Genomic DNA, 18383 nt, shown 5'->3' on the forward strand with positions numbered 1-18383 from the left:
TGAGAAAATTATAGGGTGATGCCGCCGATAAACCAATCAAAATCCGATGCTGTGCCTGCTTCCAACACAATTAGTGGCGGCTCTAGGCGGATCGCGATCCGCTTTCCGGAGGAATTGCCGGTCTCGGGTCAGCGTGAAGTCATTATGGAGGCGCTGCGCTCTAATCAGGTGGTGATCGTTTGCGGCGAGACTGGTTCGGGCAAAACCACGCAGTTACCGAAGATTTGTTTGGAGCTCGGCCGCGGGATCATGAATGGCGGCCGCTTGATTGGCCACACCCAGCCCCGACGTATTGCCGCTACGGCAACCGCCAAGCGCATCGCCCATGAGCTCGGAACGCCCATGGGTCAGGATGTGGGTTATCAAATCCGCTTTGCAGATAAGACGACCACAAGCGCCTCGATCAAACTCATGACCGATGGCATCTTGCTGGCGCAAACCCAGCGCGACCCACTGCTCAAGGCCTATGACACCATCATCATTGATGAGGCCCATGAACGCAGCCTCAACATTGATTTTTTACTCGGCTATCTGCGCCAACTATTGCCCAAGCGTCCTGATCTGAAGATCATCATCACCTCAGCCACGATTGATGCGCAGCGTTTTTCGCAGCACTTTACGATTGGCTCTAAACCAGTGCCGGTGATTGAGGTGAGTGGCCGGCTGTTTCCGGTGGAGCAGCGCTATGCACCACTCGAGTTAGACGCAAAAAAAGAAGCGATGGATTTGCCCGATGCAGTGGCGCAGGCAGTGACGCAAGTCTGGAGTGTGGGCGCCTCTGGTTCGGGTGATGTGTTGGTTTTCTTGCCGGGGGAGCGGGAGATTCGGGATTGTGCCGAGACCCTCAGAAAAGATTCTGTTTTGCAAAGCCGCTTTCATCCCGATGTACTTACGCTCTTTGCGCGTCAGTCGGTTGCGGAGCAAGAACGGGTGTTTCAGCCGGGTAATGGCCGCCGCATTATTTTGACCACCAACGTTGCTGAAACTTCATTGACTGTTCCTAATATTCGCTATGTGATTGATAGCGGCCTAGCACGCGTGAAGCGCTACTCGTATCGCAATAAGGTCGAGCAGTTACAAATTGAGCCGATTTCACAAGCGGCTGCCAATCAAAGGGCGGGGCGCTGCGGCCGGGTTTCGGATGGCATTTGCATCCGGCTCTATAGCCAAGCCGATTTTGAAGCACGACCCCGCTTTACTGATCCTGAGATTCTGCGCAGCTCATTGGCTGCCGTCCTCTTGCGAATGAGTGCACTGCGCCTCTCGAATATTCAAGACTTTCCATTCATTGATCGGCCGCTGGGTCGTGCAATCGCCGACGGCATTCAATTGCTCGATGAGCTTGGCGCGATTGATACCGAAGGGGAAAACAATACCTTTACCTTAACGAATACGGGTAAGGCGCTGGCTGATTTGCCGCTAGATCCGCGTATTGGTCGAATCTTGCTGGCGGCGCGCGAGCATCATGCTTTGCGCGAAGTAACGATTATTGCTGCTGCTTTGGCTACCCAAGATCCGCGCGAGCGCCCCATGGATCAAGCGGCCGCAGCCGATCAAGCCCATCTCCTCTTTAAAGACGAGAAGTCTGAGTTTCTGAGTTTTGTAAAACTCTGGGATTGGTATCACGATGCGTTAACGCATAAGCAAAGCAATCGCCAGCTCGAAAATCGCTGCCGCAGTCAGTTTTTATCACCACGGCGACTGCGTGAGTGGCGCGATGTACATGGGCAGCTACACACTATGCTTGGCGAAAAAGGCTGGAAAGAAAACGGCCTGCCTGCTACCTATGAGCAAATTCACTTGGCTTTGCTGACCGGCTTACTGGGTCATGTGGCAAAGAAAGAAGAGGAAGAGCGTGGCCCGCATGCCGGCTCCTATTTAGGCGCGCGCGGTATTCGTCCCCATATTTGGCCGGGCTCCACCTTAGGCAAAAAAGCGGGCGCCTGGATTTTGGCAGGGGAGTTGCAGGAGACCAGCCGTTTGTATGCACGAACGATTGCGAAAATCGAACCCCAATGGGTTGAGAAGGTTGCTGCGCACCGCTTAGTTAAATCCTTGAGCGATCCATTTTGGGATAACCGCCAGGGTGAGATCATGGCGTTTGAGCGGGGCACCCTGTATGGATTGCCGATTTACCATGGCCGAAAAGTGCGCTTTGCACCCCATGATGCGCTGGAAGCCCGCCAGTTATTTATCCAGCAGGCCTTGGTGGGCGCCGAGCTATTTGGCCGTATGGAAACCCTCGCTCAAGAAAAAGAGTTAGAGGCGCTCAGTAAAAAAACCTACCCCAGTTGCTTTGGGTTCTTTTGGCATAACCGCAAGTTAATTCGGGAGATTGAGGCCTTAGAGCATCGTTCCCGCCGCCCCGATGTATTGGTGGATGAGCAGCTACTTTTTGCTTTTTATGAAAGTCGCTTACCCAGTGATGTATTTAGTCGATCAGGTATGCAGGCTTGGCTGCAAAAGACAGCGGATGCAGAAGCAAGCTTACGCTTAGATAAAGCCGATTTAATGCGCCACGAGGCTGCCGGCATTACAGTTGATCGCTATCCAAAAACCCTAAGCATGGGCGGCAGCAACCTCAGCCTTACTTACCATTTTGAGCCGGGTAGCGTGAAAGATGGCGTGACCTTAGTGATTCCCTTGACGGTACTGAATCAAATTGATGGTCGCCGCTGCGAGTGGCTCGTCCCCGGCATGTGTGAGGAAAAAACCCTCTTATTACTTAAATCCCTGCCTCAAAAACTGCGACGTCACTGCGTACCCTTGCCCGATTACGCCAAAGGCTTTATGCAGCGCGTAACGGATGCCAAGCAATTTGGTGTGGGTGATTACATGGATGCCTTGATTACGGATTTACGCAAGGAGAATGGCCTGGAATTCAAGCGGACCGACTTTCGTCCCGAGGCATTGCCGGCCCACTGTGCCATGAACTTTCGCTTGGTGGATGAGCACGGGCGTCAACTCGAGCTGGAGCGTAATTTATCGCGCTTGCGCGCCGAGTATGGTCAAGAGGCCCGCAGTGCCTTTCAGGCAGTAGCACAAGAAACCGTGACGTCCGAGGTGATGCAGGCGGACAGCAAAAAGACCAATGCGCCCTCGAGCAATGCCCCTGCAACCGCAGTCACTGGCGGTTATCGCCAATGGGGTTTTGGCCCCTTGCCCGAGACGCTAGAGATTCAAAAGGGAAACAAAACCTTGTTTGGCTATCCCGCTTTAGTAGATCGCGGTGATGCAGTCGACCTTGAGGTATTTGATGATTTGATTGAAGCACGTAAGGTGCATTGGCAGGGTTTACGTCGCTTGTTCGCCATTAGTCAAAAAGATACGCTGAAGGCCTTGCAAAAACAGATGCCAGGCATCCGGGAAATTGGCTTACTGTTTATCAATATTGGCCAGGTGGATCAATTCATTGAGCAGATACTGCAGCTGGCATTGGAGCGCGCCTTCATGCAAGATCCGCTACCAAGCAGTGCCGAGGAGTTCGCGGAGCGGGTCAGCAGTGGGAAGCCGCGCTTGACCTTAATTGCCCATGAAATCGCTCGCCACACTTTGGCCGCGCTAGAGGCCCATGCCGAGACGCAGAAAAAAATGGCACAGGCAAAGGCTATTTCGCAAACTGCTCATGCGGATATGAGCGAGCAAATTCAGGGTCTGATTTTCCCGAAAATGTTGGTGGAAATTCCCTATGCGCAGCTGGTGCATTTGCCAAGGTACCTCAAGGCGATTGCACTGCGCATTGAAAAGATGCGTACGAACCCAGCACGGGATGCGCAGTGCCAGCGCGACTGGGAGTCGCTGGCTAGGCCATGGCAAAAGCGCCTCCACGGCAATAAGGGCGCATCCTATGCAATGCAGGATGATCCGGGCTTGCGGGATTTTCGTTGGCAACTGGAGGAGCTCCGTGTGGCCCTGTTTGCGCAGGAGCTCAAAACCCCAACCCCGATGTCTTTAAAGCGCCTCGAAAAGGTCTTTGCAAGCCTGCGTTAAGCCACAAACTGCTTACAATAGAGGGTATATCCAACTTTCTTAGTAAACAGGCCATTGACGTGCAAATACCCGTATTTTTTCAAGCTACTTTGAGGTCAGCAGTCGCTTTTATGGCCACTTCCCTGTTGTTCGGAGTGGCTCAGGCCTCCAAGCCGGCTGAGCCCACGCTAGCGGTTGTATTAAATTCGGGGGATGCTAGTGTGAGTCTAGTCGACATGAAAACCCGCACGGTTACCAAAACCATACCCATCGGCAAGGAACCGCATCACGTCATGTTGACGCCAGACGAAAAAACCTTGCTCGTTGCTAACGCAGTCGGGAATGATATTGCCTTGATGAATCCATTGACCGGCGAGGTCACCGGACGTATTCCGAAAATTATCGATCCGTATCACATTGGTTACTCTCCCGATAACCGCTGGTTCATTACTGCAGCAAACCGTTTAGACCGCGTTGATATCTATGCTGCGAACGGAGCTGATTTAAAGTTAGCCAAAACGATTGCTGTTGGCAAAACACCAAGTCACATTGCATTCACCGCGGATAGCAAGCTCGCATTTGTGACGATGCAGGATTCTAACGATCTTGCCGTGATCGATTTAGTTAATCAGACCTTGTTATGGAAGATACCAACCGGGCCAGCTCCTGCTGGACTGTGGATGACGCCAGGAGATCAATACCTTTTAGTGGGTATTACCGGCGGTGACTATGTGCAAGTGATCGACTGGCGTAATCGCCGCGAAGTGAAAAAGATCTTTACCGGCAAAGGCGCGCATAACTTTAGGCCGCAAGGCGATCGCAAGCACGTTTTTGTGACAAACCGCATTGCTTCCAGCATTTCGCTGATTAATATGCAGACCCTGGAAAAGGTGGGCGATATCACTGGCTTGCCAGCGGGGCCGGACGATATGGAATTAACGCCCGATGGTAAGCAATTGTGGGTCACCTTTCGATTTGCGCGCAAAGCCGGTGTGATTGATGTGCCAACCATGAAATTAGTCAGCGTCATCCCCGTTGGTAAATCTCCCCATGGTATTTTCTTTCACCCACGCGCGCCTTGGGAGTAATGCATCGCATGCGCTTCTCGACTAGGCCCCTTTTTTGTTTATCGTTTGCCGTAGCCTCTCTATTGGGAGCGAGCCTTGCTCAGGCAAAGGTCTGTCAAAAGCCGATTTATCTTACCTTTGATACTGGCAATATGGCAGTAGCCGAAACGGTGGCTGCAATTTTGAATCGGCAACAAGTCAAAGCTACCTTCTTTTTGGCCAATGAAAAAACCTTTCGCGGCGACTACTCATTGGATGATGGCTGGAAATCCTTTTGGCAAGAGCGAGTCAAAGAAGGGCACCGCTTTGGTAGCCATACCTATGATCATGTTTATTTTTTGAAGGATGTCCCAGAGAATGCATCTGGCGATGCCCGGGTGCAAATGAAACCGGAGTTCGGCGCCAACGCCAAACAAGTCAAATCCATGAATGGCGCTGAAGTCTGTGCGGAGATTAATCGGGTGAACACCCGTTTTCAGGAGCTGAGCAGTCGACCTTTGGATCCGATTTGGCGTGCTGCCGGTGGCAAGACATCACCACGCTTGCTTGCTATGGCGGAGCAGTGTGGATATCGCCACATTGGCTGGGCACCCGCCGGATTTTTAGGTGATGAATTGAGTTCGGAAAAGTTCCCGAATAAAGTGCTTTTCGAAAAGGCCTTGCAATCGGTCAAGCCAGGTGACATTACGATGGCGCATTTGGGTATTTGGTCGCGCAAAGATGCTTGGGCTCCGGCTGTTTTAGAGCCTCTGATTGAGGGCTGGAAACGCAAAGGCTACTGCTTTGATGTGCTTCCTGTAAGTCCAGCGAAGGCAAAACCAGCATGAGTTCGGTCGATTCTGATTTAACCATTACTCGCCTATATGGCGAAGTGCACGAGAGCCTCTATCGGCATGTCGTCGAGCCTCTCTTGTTTCAATTTAATTTAATTGGATTGGCTGAAGATGCCTACGACGGTGTTGAGTGGTTTATGCTGGGCGTGCTGCAGATTGCCATCATTGTGCTGGTGTTGCGGACCTGGGAGCGAGTCAATCCAGCTGAGAATCAAGGTGCGCACGTCAAAGCCAAGTGGCCCGATGTGGCCTATACGCTCTTTCATCGATTGGGCTTTTTTCAAGTATTCATTTTCTTTGCGTTCTCTGGACTATTTTTCCAGATGCAATCGGTTTTGCATGACTGGCGCTTTGAGCGACTCAATGTGGAAGATTGGTGGCCGGGCGTTACTACCATTCCGCTAGTGAGCTTTTGCATTTACCTCGTGATGCTGGACTTGGTCGAATATGTCTATCACCGTGCCTCCCATCGATTTCAGTGGTGGTGGCAATTGCATACCTTGCACCACAGTCAAGTCGCCATGAATGCCTGGTCAGATGACCGCAATCATGTTGTGGATGACATCATGCATGCCTTGGTCTTTGCATTTTTTGCCTTACTGTTTGGCGTGCCCCCAAGTCAGTTTGTCTTTTTGGTGGTGGTGGGTCAGTTGATCGAAAGTTGGCAGCACGCGAATCTAAAAATTCACTTAGGCATTGGACGCTATTTTTTGATTTCACCGATGTTTCATCGCATGCACCACGCCGTTGGCTATGGGCATGAGGCTAAAGGTAAGGCGGGTGTGTTGGGCGGCTGTAACTTTGGTGTTCTATTTCCGTGGTGGGACATGCTGTTTAAAACAGCAGTATTCCCAAGCGCGGTTTATCCCACAGGTGTACGTGGCGTGACTGTGCCCAATTCAATTTGGACACAGCAGTGGCAAGGATTGCGCCATGCCTATCTTCATTTATTCCACCTCAAGCGAAAGTAAGCGAATGCAAGGAGTTCAAAACGTATTTCGTTCCCTTGGTTTGGCCATGGTCGGTACGATGCATCCCCGCATGCTCTGGCTTAGTTTTCGACCTTTTTTGATTGTGTCGATTCTTTGGGGAATTGTGATTTGGTTAATTTGGTCTCCTGCACTGGATATGCTGCGGGTGTTTTTAACCACCTCCATTTTTACGAGCTGGATTCAAACGGTATTAACTTGGGTTGGCCTGGATGAAGCCCGTGCTTGGGTTGCCCCTTTGTTTTTGGTGATGCTCTTAATCCCCTTAATCGCCACTAGCTTGTTGGTCTATATCGCTTTTTCAACCGTTCCAGCGATCGTCTCTAGTGTGATGCGGCAGGGAACCTATCAGGGTATCCAGGCGCTAGGTAAGGGCAGCATGATCGGTAGTTTTTTCTACACCATTTGGTCTGCCCTGATTTGCTTGGCTTTAATCATGCTGACGCTGCCAGTCTGGTGGGTGCCACCTCTAGTGGCCATATTGCCGCCCTTGTTATGGGGCTGGTTAACCATGCGCTTAATGTCGTATGACGTCTTACTGAAACATGCCACCACTGCTGAGCGCGATACCTTGCTCGAGCGCTATCGTTGGGAGCTATTGGGTATGGGCGTTGCAGCCGGTATGCTGGGTGCGGTACCTACGTTCTTTTGGGCAACGTCTGCACTGGCTTTGGTCTTATTCCCCTTTGTGAGCTTTGTGGCGCTCTGGGTTTACTCCATCATCTTTGTCTTTGCTGCACTGTGGTTTTCCCATTTCTTGCTGGGTGCCCTTAAAGAATTGCGCGCAACGGAAGAGGCCAAAACGCCGAAGGTGGAGCATGCTGTTATTGATATGGAGGTATCGTAAATGACTGCCATGGATAAGCAGCCCGCACGACGCTTCGGTTTAATTGTGATTGGTGATGAGATTCTGTCCGGCCGTCGCGCTGATAAACACCTCGGCAAAATGATTGAGTTACTACAGGAGCGAGGCTTGACTTTATCGTGGGCCCGGTATGTGAGCGATGACCCAGACCAAATTGTGCAATGCCTGAAAGAAACCTTTGCTAGTGGCGATGTTGTCTTTAGTACCGGCGGCATTGGCGCTACCCCTGATGACCATACACGCGTAAGTGCCGCTAAGGCACTGGGCTTAGAGATCGAGTTGCATCCGCAAGCCAAGGCCTTGATTGCCAATCGCATCATTGCAATGGCAGAGGGCGACGCTGCTAAGGCCGATTTGTCCCTTGCCGAGAATCAGCATCGCTTTAAGATGGGAGAGTTTCCGGCGGGCTGTGAAATCATTCCCAACCCCTATAACCAGATTCCGGGATTTCGGATTCAGGAGCACCATTTTTTCCCTGGTTTTCCGGTAATGGCGGCGCCGATGATGGCGTGGTGTCTTGATCACCATTATTCCCATTTGTTTCATCAAGAAAACTGGTTGGAAAAAAGTTTTATCGTCCCCGAGGGGATTGAATCCCGGCTAACACCCCTGATGGAGGAGATTGAGCGTCGCTTTGAGGGCGTCAAAGTCTTTAGCTTGCCATCGGTAGGAGATCCGGTACGGGGCGGTGTTTATGCCCGGCGCCATATTGAACTAGGCGTGAAAGGTCGCGCCGATGCGGTGCACTTGGCATGGGACGCTCTTCGCCAAGGAACGGAATCCCTTAATTACCTAATTTACGACCTTATTAAGCACTAAATTGGTGCAAAAATGGGTGTGACACCCCTTTTTTGGCACTGTACTAGTGCAATAATAGCTATTCAAGCGGTTCGCTTTCGATACATTGCATACATCGAATGGATGTTGTGTGCACCATCAGGGCATGCCAACGATTACAGAATTTGTTTCACTTATTGAGGAGATTTGCATGACAAAAACCGTCGCAGACGTAATGAAGTTGGTAAAAGAAAAAGAGTGCACCTTTGTTGATTTTCGCTTTGTAGATACCAAAGGCAAGGAGCAACACACGACCGTGCCCATCTCGCATTTCGATGAAGATAAGTTCGAAAGTGGCCATGCATTTGACGGCTCCTCGATTGCCGGCTGGAAGGGTATTGAAGCATCCGATATGTTGTTGATGCCAGATCCGACTGCAGCCTACATCGATCCATTCTATGAAGAGCCAACCCTGGTAATCACCTGCGATGTGATTGAGCCATCCGATGGCAAAGGATACGATCGTGATCCCCGTTCGATCGCTAAGCGCGCTGAAGCGTATTTAAAAGGTACCGGACTAGGTGATACTGCTTACTTTGGTCCAGAGCCCGAGTTCTTCATTTTTGACGGCGTCCGCTGGGGCGACAATATGAAGGGCTGCTTCGTTAAGATTGATTCGGAAGAAGCCCCTTGGTCATCGTCTGCTGAGATTGAAGGCGGCAATACCGGCCATCGTCCAGGCAAAAAGGGCGGTTACTTTCCAGTAGCTCCGGTTGATACCTTCCAGGACATGCGTTCTGAAATGTGTTTGATCTTGGAGTCCATGGGCATTCCAGTTGAAGTGCATCACCATGAAGTTGCTGGCCAAGGCCAAAACGAATTAGGTACCAAGTTCAGCACACTCACTCAGCGCGCTGACTGGACCATTTGGCAGAAGTATGTAGTGCAGAACGTAGCCCATGCCTATGGCAAGACCGCCACCTTTATGCCTAAGCCAATCGTTGGCGACAATGGTTCCGGTATGCACGTACACCAGTCCGTATGGAAGAATGGTGAGAACTTGTTTGCTGGTAACGGCTATGCCGGTCTTTCTGAATTCGCCTTGTACTACATTGGTGGCATCATTAAGCATGCCCGCGCACTGAACGCTATTACCAATCCAGGTACCAACTCGTACAAGCGTTTGGTTCCCGGCTTTGAGGCTCCAGTGAAGCTCGCTTACTCTGCGCGTAACCGTTCAGCTTCGATTCGTATTCCGCACGTATCGAATCCAAAAGGTCGCCGTATTGAAACTCGCTTCCCAGATCCATTGGCCAACCCATACTTGTGCTTCTCAGCGCTATTAATGGCTGGTTTGGACGGCGTACAGAACAAGATTCATCCAGGCGAAGCTGCTGATAAGAATTTGTATGACTTGCCACCAGAGGAAGATGCAAAGATCCCAACCGTATGCCACAGCTTAGATCAGGCCTTGGATTGCTTGGATAAGGATCGTGAATTCTTAACCCGTGGTGGTGTGTTCACTAATTCGATGTTAGATGCGTACATTGATTTGAAGATGGAAGAGGTTACTCGTTTCCGTATGACGACTCACCCCATCGAATTTGACATGTACTACTCACTTTAATTGCAGGAGTAATCCTTGAGCGCAGGTGTATTGCGCAATTCGTTCAAAGGGGCAGCTTCGGCTGCCCCTTTTGTTCCGAACTTGCTTGATCAGCTACCCAATGCCGTCATTATTTTTGATGGCAAGACGAAGCATTTGCTTTACGCCAACCCTGCAGCTGAGTCTGCGCTCGATCTTTCCCGAAAGTCCCTTGTGGGTCATTTGCTCGGCGAACTGTTTGCCGATAATCCAGCTCTGAATGAAATGATTGATGAGGTTGCGAACAACATTACCACAGCCCAACGTCAAGAGATGATCCTGCATGTGTTCCCAAATACTATCCACTACGACGCAGTTCCAGCACATGTGGTCATTGCCTTATTGGAGGACCCAGACCTCTTGCTGATGGAATGGTTCCCGCTCGATCAGCAGTTGCGCAGCGAGCGTGATGAGCGTGTGACCCAGCAGGTCGAGGCCAATAAGCAGTTAATGCGCAATTTAGCGCATGAGATTAAAAACCCCTTGGGCGGTATTCGTGGCGCGGCTCAGCTGTTGGAATTCGAGCTCCCAGAAAAAGGCTTGCGGGAATATACCCAAGTCATCATTAAAGAATCCGATCGCCTGCAGACTCTGGTCGATCGTTTATTAGCGCCGCATCGCCGGGCCCATACAACCGAGCTCATTAATGTGCATGAGTCCTTAGAGCGCGTGCGCAGTTTGGTGCTCGCTGAGTTTCCGAGTGGATTGCGCATTATTCGCAACTATGACACGAGCTTGCCAGACATTATTGGCGACAAAGAACAGCTGATTCAGGCGATCCTCAATATCGCCCATAACGCTGCCCAAGCCTTATCCGAAGAAATACGTCGCGGCACTGCGGTGATTGAGTTTCGTACCCGCGTAGCCCGTTCGGTAACGATTGCAAAGCAGCGCTACAAGCTTGCCTTGGATTTGCATGTGATTGACAACGGCCCCGGTATTCCGGATGAAATCCGCGATCGCATCTTCTTCCCATTAGTGAGTGGCCGTGAAGGGGGGAGTGGTCTAGGCCTTACCTTGGCGCAAACATTTGTACAGCAGCATCAGGGATTTATTGCCTGTGAAAGTCAGCCAGGTAAGACGGATTTTCATATTCAGATACCGTATCGCAAGCAGGAGTTATCAGCATGAGCAAATCAGTGTGGATTGTGGACGACGATCAATCGATCCGTTGGGTTCTGGAAAAGGCATTGACTCGGGAGGGTTTATCTCACCGCAGTTTTACTAATCCAAACGATGTTCTCAACGCGCTTGAAAACGAGTCGCCGCAGATTTTGATTTCCGACATTCGGATGCCGAGGGGTAATGGTCTCGATTTGCTGCAACACGTTAAGGCTAGTCACCCCAATTTACCCGTGATTGTGATGACTGCCTATTCTGATTTGGATTCGGCGGTGTCGTCGTTTCAGGGTGGGGCGTTTGAGTACCTAACAAAGCCGTTTGATCTCGAAAAAGCGATTGAGTTAATTCGCAGGGCAATCGGGGAAAGTGAACGATCTCAACCTGCGGCAAAAGAGCCGCGCTATTGGCAGCAAGAAACACCTGAGATTATTGGGCAAGCGCCTGCAATGCAAGAGGTCTTTCGATCGATCGGCCGTTTGGCGCAATCCCACGCAACGGTTCTAATTACGGGTGAGTCGGGCACCGGAAAGGAGCTCGTTGCCAGAGCGCTGCATAAACACAGCCCTCGGGCCAAAAGCCCTTTTGTTGCCTTCAATATCACTGCTATTCCAAAAGACCTCTTAGAGGCTGAACTATTTGGCCATGAGCGCGGCGCATTCCCAGGGGCCCAAACCATGCGTCGGGGGCGTTTTGAGCAAGCCGACGGCGGCACCCTGTTTCTCGATGAGATCGGTGATATGCCATTTGATTTGCAAACCCGCTTACTACGCGCCTTAACCGACGGTCATTTTTATCGCGTCGGCGGGCATGATCCGATTCGAGCTAATGTCCGCATTATTGCTGCGACGTATCAAAATTTAGAAGCACGTGTAGCGACTGGGCTATTCCGGGAAGATTTATTGCATCGATTAAACGTGATTCGACTGCGTTTGCCGGCATTGCGTGAACGTACTGAGGATATTCCAGTTCTGGCTCGGCATTTTATGCAGCACTGCGCCAAGGCACTGGGCGTAGAGCCAAAGCGTTTGTCCGATGAAGCCATTAAAGTCATTTCAGAAAAACCGTTTCCCGGTAATGTGCGCCAATTGGAAAACCTGTGCCATTGGCTCACCGTCATGTCGCCCGCTGCTGAAATTGGGGTCAGTGATTTACCAGCGGATTTGGATGCGCATAGCGGCATGGTCGAATCAGTACAAGCCGAGGAGCAGGGTGGCACTGTCATCACAACGCAACGCAGTGTGTCAGGCGACTGGGAAAGTGGCCTTGGACGGCTCGCCGTTAAAATGCTGCAAGAAGGTCACAAAAATGTATTTGACGCATTGACCTCGCGCTTTGAAAAGGCGGTATTGCAAGCGGCATTGGAGGTGACTCGTGGACGGCGCGTAGAAGCGGCGCAGCGTTTAGGAATTGGCCGTAATACCATTACTCGTAAATTACATGAATTGGGTATCGATGACTGATGTAACGCGGATTGCTGCTTGGAATGTAAATTCGATTAAGGTCAGGCTGCCGCAGGTATTGCGCTGGCTCGAGTCCCAAGAAAAAGCCCATACGCCAATCGATGCACTTTGCTTACAAGAGCTCAAACTAACGGACGATAAGTATCCGCATGCGGAGTTTGAAGCGGCTGGCTACATCAGCCTTGCTGCGGGCCAAAAGACCTATAACGGCGTAGCCATCCTATTGCGCCGTGCCGCCTTAGCATCGATTGCTGCGGATAGCGATACTGCCTTTATAAAGACGGTACGCAATATTCCGGGTTTTGAGGATGAGCAGCAGCGCACTCTGGCTGCGACAGTCTGCTTTAAGGGTAAGCAGCCTATGCGTTTGATCTCCGCTTATTTTCCCAATGGCCAATCTCCCGATAGCGACAAGTTTCAATATAAGTTAGCGTGGCTAAATGCATTGCATGCTTGGCTAAAGACCGAGCTCAATAGCCATCCGCGCTTGGCTTTATTGGGCGATTTCAATATTGCCCCCGAAGATCGCGATGTGCATGAGCCGGCCAAGTGGGTTGGGCAAAATCTGGTATCACCAGAAGAGCGTGGCGCCTTTCAAGATCTTATTCAACTTGGACTTACGGACTCATTCAGGATGTTTGAGCAGGCGCCAAAAGCATTTAGCTGGTGGGACTACCGCATGATGGGTTTTCGGCGCAATGCCGGCATGCGTATCGACCACGTCCTCCTAAGTGAAGCGCTCAAGGAGTGCTGCGTTGCTAGCCGGATCGATAAAGAGCCGCGCACCTGGGAGCAGCCCTCTGATCACGCCCCCGTGATTGCCGACCTTTCTTTGTAATACTATCTACGTTGACATTAATTGGGTTTGAGTATTAAACGTGCCAAAGTAAAACTCATTAAATGATGAGAGTTTGTTACGATTAACCGGCTCAGACATTATGATTGATTCCAAGCGTATCGTTAATCAAAGGATTGGTTTATGCAATTTGACTTTCATTCCACTAAATCAATTATTGTAAAAAGAGGCGGATCATCTGATCTTGCGAAGTTTATTCAAGATCGCAACGGAAGTTCGGTTTTCATTGTTACAGATCCCGGCGTTCTATCGGCGGGACTTTTAGACTCTGCTTTACTCAAATTTAAGTCGCTAGGCCTGCATTATCAAGTTTATTCAGAGGTTCAGGCTGACCCCTCAATTTCTGTGATCGAAAAGGCGATAAAAGCAGCTCAAAATTGCAAGTCAGATTACATTGTTGGATTTGGTGGCGGTAGCTCAATGGATGTAGCCAAGTTGGTTGCATTATTAGCGCTTGGTAAAGAGAGGCTGGAAGATATCTATGGAATAGATAAAGTTAAAGGCCCACGCCTGCCATTGATTTTGGTGCCCACCACTGCAGGCACAGGCTCTGAGGTAACCAAAAGTTCGGTCGTAACGGTTAGCGAGAGTGAAAAGAAGGGTGTTTTATCACCATATTTATTGCCTGACTTAGCGCTGCTGGATGCAGAGTTAACGCTTGGATTGCCTGCCCATGTTACTGCCGCCACGGGAATTGACGCTATGGTGCATGCAATTGAGGCCTTCACTACAAAGCATTTAAAGAATCCAATGGCAGATTGCATAGCAAAAGAAGCATTGAGACTGTTATCGAGCAATCTTCATCAGGTAGTCATGCGCGGGGATGATATTGTGGCCCGTGAAAACATGCTGCTCGGCGCCTGTCTCGCGGGCATGGCTTTTGCAAACGCGCCGGTTGCAGGGGTGCACGCCCTGGCATATCCCATAGGCGCTCGTTTTCATGTGCCACATGGCTTATCAAATTCACTTGTATTGGGTCCGGTGATGCGTTTTAACGTGGAAGTTGCCCATGAAATGTATGCAGAGCTCGGGCGGATTATTAATCCGGGTCTTCAAGGGTCTAGTCAGGAGCAGGCCTATCAATTAGCGGATTATATGGGCGGGCTTGCAGGAGATTTGGGGCTGCCACAGCGCATGACTGACGTTGGTATTGATGCTTATGATGTTGACCAGTTAGCGAAAGATGCAATGCTGCAAACACGCCTACTAATGAATAGTCCAAGGGAAATCACTTTTAAGGATGCGGTTGCGATCTATCAAGAGGCTTTATAAAAGGTTTGTTTCGTATGCGGAAAAACGAATAAGAAATAGTTTATTTTTCAAGGACCATTTTTTTGCCAATATTGGTAGTTGAGTCACGTATAACTAAGCTAACTTCCACATTAATTTTCCTCGGTAATCGCGCCAATCCTTCGATTTGCGATATGAGGTGATGTGCCGCTTTCGACCACATGCCAATTGAATCAACGCGAATAGTTGAAAGACTTGGACTTAGATGGCGAGTTAATTCAAGATCGTCAAAGCCAATAATTGAAAGTTTTTTAGGGACTTCTATTTTTTTATCTTGAGCTTCCAATAGGGCGCCAACCGCAAGAATATCTTGGCCACAGACTACTGCACTTATTTTAGGATTAATTTGAAGTAATTTTTTTAAAGCAAATCGTGCATCCTCAATCTGATAGGGCACCTCAATTATGGATTTCTTTTCTAAAGTAATTCGATGGCTCTTGAGGAGCTCACATACTCCATCAACGCGATCCCTTGCGCGATCATTATTTGCTGTTTGGCCTGCAATCATTCCAAAATTTTTATGCCCAACCTGCAGAAGGTACTCCACACCAAGTTGGATTGCCTTTTTATTATCAAATCCAGCTGTATATCCATTTAAAGGAGGGCTTAACGTGCCAATATGGATATAAGGGAGTCGCCTTGTTTTCAGTAGGCGTATGAGCTCTAATTTTTGACTGGAGCCAAACATGGCGATTCCCTCAACTCCTTGAAGGAGAAGGTTTCGAACTTGTTGGCTTTCGATATCTGGATCGTAGTTGGTGCTTGCAACGAGCATTTGATATCCCGCTTCGCTTAGCTGCCGCTGAAATTCTGCCAGTCCTTGTGCAAAGATGGCGTGATCAAGGGTTGGTACGATTACCCCAATTGAGCCCGATCGCTTCAGCATTAAGGATCTTGCGCCAGCATTGGGGATATAGCCTAGCTTGTCAATAATGCGATAGATATTCTTTTTTAGCTCATCGCTGACAGCAGTTGGGTTATTGAGAGCTCTTGACACCGTAGCAGTTGAGACCTTAGCCAATTTTGCAACCTGATCGATGGTTACGCTTGTTTTTGCTAGGGTTTTCACTGATCTCATGATGTATAAATTCTCTATTTTTCAGTCTTTTTTGATATTAGAATGAAAGCGCTTACATTTATTCTACTGGGTAATGAAATTCTGAAAAAGCTTTTTTTCTACACTCTCTTTCTGCTGGCAGTTGGCCTTATTTGGCTTTCTATAACCCAATGGTTTGGTCTCATTTCCCCGATGCGCTTTCCATCGCCCTCGGATGCATGGGCGTCACTAAAAGTGATCGCTTTCAATGGGTATGGAAATGGAAAGCTGCATCAACATGTTTTGCAAAGCGTTGGTTTGGTCACAACTGCCTTTCTAATTTCATCAGCTTCTGGCGTGTTATTGGGCATCTTTATGGGGGCCAATCGCAAAATTGAAGCTATATTTAATCCAATCTTCCTAACATTGCGACCAATACCACCATTGGCGTGGATCCCTTTGGCAATAGTCTGGTTGGGTCTTGGTGATCCAGCCAAAATTATGGTTATTTTTGTAGCTGCATTTGTTCCTTCGGCAATTAATACCTTTACGGGGATACGATCACTTGATATTGCTCAAAAGGAGGCGGCCTTGATGTTAGGGGTATCGCGCTTTAGTTTTTACACAGAAGTGTTAATACCAACTGCCATGCCGCTCATTTTTTCAGGTTTACGTCTTTCTTTGCAGGCATCTTGGACAACCTTAGTAGCTGCCGAATTGGTTGGTGCCGCTTTGGGGCTGGGCTCAATCCTAAACCAAGCTGCACAAGACATTAATCCAGCCATGATTTTGGTAGGCATGCTGAGTGTGGCCATCTGTGGATGGCTAATGACACAGCTATTGGGTTTGCTTGAAAAATCCGCAATGCCATGGAGGCGATTGCCGTGAAGCAGGAGACCCTCAATCGTCAGGAATGGATGTTGTATTCACTCCTAGGAATAGGTTTATTTTTATCTGTTTGGTATGGCGCAGTTTTTCTTCAGGTTACTCCCAAACAATTTTTACCTGCTCCCCATGAGGTTTTAGATAAATTAAGCTCACTTCTGACTCAGCCATTTTCAGGATTTACATTATTGGCGCATATTGCATCGAGCTTTCAACGATTTTTGTATGGATTTATTTTGGCTATTGCAATTGGTATTCCATTGGGATTGCTGATGGCATTATCCAAAAACATAGATCGCTTGATAACTCCTTTTTTTGAAAGCATTCGCTTTATTGCACCTATCGCTTGGGTACCATTTGCTGCGCTTTGGTTTGGAACCGGCATCGGTGGCCCAGTCTTAATTATTTTTATGGGCGCATTCCCTCCAGTGCTGATTAATACCTATCGCGGTGCTATTCACGTCGATAAAAAATTCATCGAAGCCGCTCAGATGCTTGGCGCAAGCAAAATTCGATTGATGGCAGAGGTTTTGTTTCCGGCGGCCATCCCATCCATTGTGGCCGGTCTCAGAATTTCAGCTGGCTTAGGTTGGCAATCTTTAATTGGAGCCGAGTTAATCGTGGCATCGAGTGGAGTTGGATACATGATGGTGAAGGGCCAGGCAAGCATTCAAACCGATATTGTGATGAGCGGCATGGTAGCGATTGGGATCATAGGACTTGTGATTGATGTTTGTTTAAGAATGACTGAAAAATTAGTTAGTAAGTATCGAGAAAATTAAGATGGCAAATATTGTTTTTGATGGCGTGGAAAAAAAGTTTACGCAAGGTGGTAAAGAGTTTCTTGCGGTTGGCGAGACAAACTTTACGGTTGCCGATAAAGAATTTGTTGCCATTGTTGGTCCATCCGGCTGTGGCAAGACAACCTGCCTGAGAATGGTTGCTGGATTTGAGGCGCCAACAAAAGGCGTTATTCGAGTTGGCGGAGAGATTGTTACTGCGCCGGGCCCGGATCGGGCGGTTGTTTTTCAACAATTCGCCTTGTTTCCGTGGAAAACAGTATTGGATAACATTACCTTTGGCCTTAAGGCAATGGGATTGGATGAATCCGAGCGAAATAAGCGCGCTGCAAATCTAATTACTATGGTCGGCTTGGAGGGTTATGAAGCAGCCTATCCACATCAATTATCTGGCGGAATGCAGCAGAGAGTTGCGATCGCACGGGCGTACGTTCTTGACCCCGGGGTTTTGTTAATGGATGAGCCATTCGGAGCGCTTGATGCCCAAACTCGGGTTGTCATGCAAGAGGAGTTAGTAAAACTAGCCAGGAAAAATCCGAGGACTGTTTTATTTATCACGCACGCTGTTGAGGAGGCTGTCTATTTGGCTGACCGAGTGGTTGTAATGTCACGCCGACCTGGCTTAATTAAGGAGGTGATTGACGTTAAAAAAATCCGCCTGGATGAGCGTTGGGATGAGCATGCTCGCATTGAAGATGTAATGGATTTAAGTTCGTTTGTGCATTTACGTAGTCAGATTTGGAAGTTACTAAGGGAGCAGCATTAAGTAAGGCGGTACTTTTTTAACCA

General features: G+C 49.2%; 15 protein-coding genes. 14 read left to right on the forward strand and 1 reads right to left on the reverse strand.

Annotated features, from left to right (window positions below; genetic code table 11):
* Positions 1-18 precede the first annotated feature (18 nt).
* The 11 genes from hrpA to Q8M75_RS07520 all read left to right on the forward strand — a co-directional run bounded on the left by hrpA (position 19) and on the right by Q8M75_RS07520 (position 14855).
* Complete coding sequence (hrpA, locus tag Q8M75_RS07470) at positions 19-3990, forward strand: ATP-dependent RNA helicase HrpA (RefSeq protein WP_305487952.1); 3972 nt, start codon at positions 19-21, stop codon at positions 3988-3990.
* A gap of 89 nt (positions 3991-4079) precedes the next feature.
* On the forward strand, positions 4080-5057 hold the full coding sequence (locus Q8M75_RS07475; RefSeq protein WP_371131776.1) for a cytochrome D1 domain-containing protein: 978 nt from the start codon (positions 4080-4082) through the stop codon (positions 5055-5057).
* A gap of 8 nt (positions 5058-5065) precedes the next feature.
* Positions 5066-5863 (forward strand): polysaccharide deacetylase family protein, encoded by a 798-nt coding sequence (locus Q8M75_RS07480; protein WP_305487955.1) that lies wholly within the window; start codon positions 5066-5068, stop codon positions 5861-5863.
* Positions 5860-6840, forward strand: coding sequence for a sterol desaturase family protein (locus Q8M75_RS07485; RefSeq protein WP_305487958.1), 981 nt, complete (start codon positions 5860-5862; stop codon positions 6838-6840). The genes Q8M75_RS07480 and Q8M75_RS07485 overlap by 4 nt, the downstream gene beginning before the upstream one ends.
* Positions 6803-7705 carry an EI24 domain-containing protein gene (locus Q8M75_RS07490; protein WP_305487960.1) on the forward strand — a complete coding sequence of 301 codons (903 nt, stop codon included), beginning with the start codon at positions 6803-6805 and terminating at the stop codon, positions 7703-7705. Before Q8M75_RS07485 ends, Q8M75_RS07490 begins: the two co-directional genes overlap by 38 nt.
* Before the next feature lie 9 nt (positions 7706-7714).
* The gene (locus Q8M75_RS07495) at positions 7715-8542 is read left to right on the forward strand and encodes a molybdopterin-binding protein (protein WP_305487962.1); all 828 of its coding nucleotides are present in this window, start codon (positions 7715-7717) and stop codon (positions 8540-8542) included.
* A 169-nt stretch (positions 8543-8711) separates the two neighbouring features.
* The gene (gene glnA / locus Q8M75_RS07500) at positions 8712-10127 is read left to right on the forward strand and encodes a type I glutamate--ammonia ligase (RefSeq protein ID WP_305487965.1); all 1416 of its coding nucleotides are present in this window, start codon (positions 8712-8714) and stop codon (positions 10125-10127) included.
* Positions 10128-10157: 30 nt separating this feature from the next.
* The gene (gene glnL, locus Q8M75_RS07505) at positions 10158-11276 is read left to right on the forward strand and encodes a nitrogen regulation protein NR(II) (protein WP_371131777.1); all 1119 of its coding nucleotides are present in this window, start codon (positions 10158-10160) and stop codon (positions 11274-11276) included.
* Positions 11273-12727 carry a nitrogen regulation protein NR(I) gene (gene ntrC, locus Q8M75_RS07510; RefSeq protein ID WP_305487971.1) on the forward strand — a complete coding sequence of 485 codons (1455 nt, stop codon included), beginning with the start codon at positions 11273-11275 and terminating at the stop codon, positions 12725-12727. Before glnL ends, ntrC begins: the two co-directional genes overlap by 4 nt.
* Positions 12720-13565, forward strand: coding sequence for an exodeoxyribonuclease III (gene xth, locus Q8M75_RS07515; RefSeq protein WP_305487974.1), 846 nt, complete (start codon positions 12720-12722; stop codon positions 13563-13565). The genes ntrC and xth overlap by 8 nt, the downstream gene beginning before the upstream one ends.
* A gap of 141 nt (positions 13566-13706) precedes the next feature.
* The gene (locus tag Q8M75_RS07520) at positions 13707-14855 is read left to right on the forward strand and encodes an iron-containing alcohol dehydrogenase (protein WP_305487975.1); all 1149 of its coding nucleotides are present in this window, start codon (positions 13707-13709) and stop codon (positions 14853-14855) included.
* 40 nt (positions 14856-14895) lie between these two features.
* Here the strand turns inward: Q8M75_RS07520 and Q8M75_RS07525 are convergent, their stop codons facing one another.
* Positions 14896-15942, reverse strand: a complete 1047-nt coding sequence (locus Q8M75_RS07525; protein ID WP_305487978.1) for a LacI family DNA-binding transcriptional regulator — start codon at positions 15940-15942, stop codon at positions 14896-14898.
* Positions 15943-16122: 180 nt separating this feature from the next.
* On the opposite strand from Q8M75_RS07525, the gene Q8M75_RS07530 reads away from it, so the two are divergent.
* Genes Q8M75_RS07530 through Q8M75_RS07540 form a run of 3 tightly spaced genes read left to right on the forward strand, consistent with a single transcriptional unit; the run spans position 16123 to position 18360 of the window.
* Positions 16123-16797 (forward strand): ABC transporter permease, encoded by a 675-nt coding sequence (locus Q8M75_RS07530; protein ID WP_305487981.1) that lies wholly within the window; start codon positions 16123-16125, stop codon positions 16795-16797.
* Entirely contained in the window at positions 16779-17576 is a 798-nt protein-coding gene (locus Q8M75_RS07535) for an ABC transporter permease (protein WP_305487983.1), read from the forward strand. Before Q8M75_RS07530 ends, Q8M75_RS07535 begins: the two co-directional genes overlap by 19 nt.
* Position 17577: 1 nt before the next feature.
* Positions 17578-18360 carry an ABC transporter ATP-binding protein gene (locus tag Q8M75_RS07540; RefSeq protein ID WP_305487985.1) on the forward strand — a complete coding sequence of 261 codons (783 nt, stop codon included), beginning with the start codon at positions 17578-17580 and terminating at the stop codon, positions 18358-18360.
* The last annotated feature ends 23 nt before the right edge of the window (positions 18361-18383 follow it).

The sequence above is a fragment of the Polynucleobacter sp. genome (genome assembly GCF_030693775.1).
Taxonomy (GTDB): Bacteria; Pseudomonadota; Gammaproteobacteria; order Burkholderiales; family Burkholderiaceae; genus Polynucleobacter.

Bases quoted from the DNA above. Each gene is read 5' to 3' on its own strand.
- hrpA (WP_305487952.1), top strand. From the start codon at position 19: ATGCCGCCGATAAACCAATCAAAATCCGATGCTGTGCCTGCTTCCAAC.
- Q8M75_RS07480 (WP_305487955.1), top strand. From the start codon at position 5,066: ATGCGCTTCTCGACTAGGCCCCTTTTTTGTTTATCGTTTGCCGTAGCC.
- Q8M75_RS07485 (WP_305487958.1), top strand. From the start codon at position 5,860: ATGAGTTCGGTCGATTCTGATTTAACCATTACTCGCCTATATGGCGAA.
- Q8M75_RS07490 (WP_305487960.1), top strand. From the start codon at position 6,803: ATGCCTATCTTCATTTATTCCACCTCAAGCGAAAGTAAGCGAATGCAA.
- Q8M75_RS07495 (WP_305487962.1), top strand. From the start codon at position 7,715: ATGGATAAGCAGCCCGCACGACGCTTCGGTTTAATTGTGATTGGTGAT.
- glnA (WP_305487965.1), top strand. From the start codon at position 8,712: ATGACAAAAACCGTCGCAGACGTAATGAAGTTGGTAAAAGAAAAAGAG.
- ntrC (WP_305487971.1), top strand. From the start codon at position 11,273: ATGAGCAAATCAGTGTGGATTGTGGACGACGATCAATCGATCCGTTGG.
- xth (WP_305487974.1), top strand. From the start codon at position 12,720: ATGACTGATGTAACGCGGATTGCTGCTTGGAATGTAAATTCGATTAAG.
- Q8M75_RS07520 (WP_305487975.1), top strand. From the start codon at position 13,707: ATGCAATTTGACTTTCATTCCACTAAATCAATTATTGTAAAAAGAGGC.
- Q8M75_RS07530 (WP_305487981.1), top strand. From the start codon at position 16,123: ATGCGCTTTCCATCGCCCTCGGATGCATGGGCGTCACTAAAAGTGATC.
- Q8M75_RS07535 (WP_305487983.1), top strand. From the start codon at position 16,779: ATGGAGGCGATTGCCGTGAAGCAGGAGACCCTCAATCGTCAGGAATGG.
- Q8M75_RS07540 (WP_305487985.1), top strand. From the start codon at position 17,578: ATGGCAAATATTGTTTTTGATGGCGTGGAAAAAAAGTTTACGCAAGGT.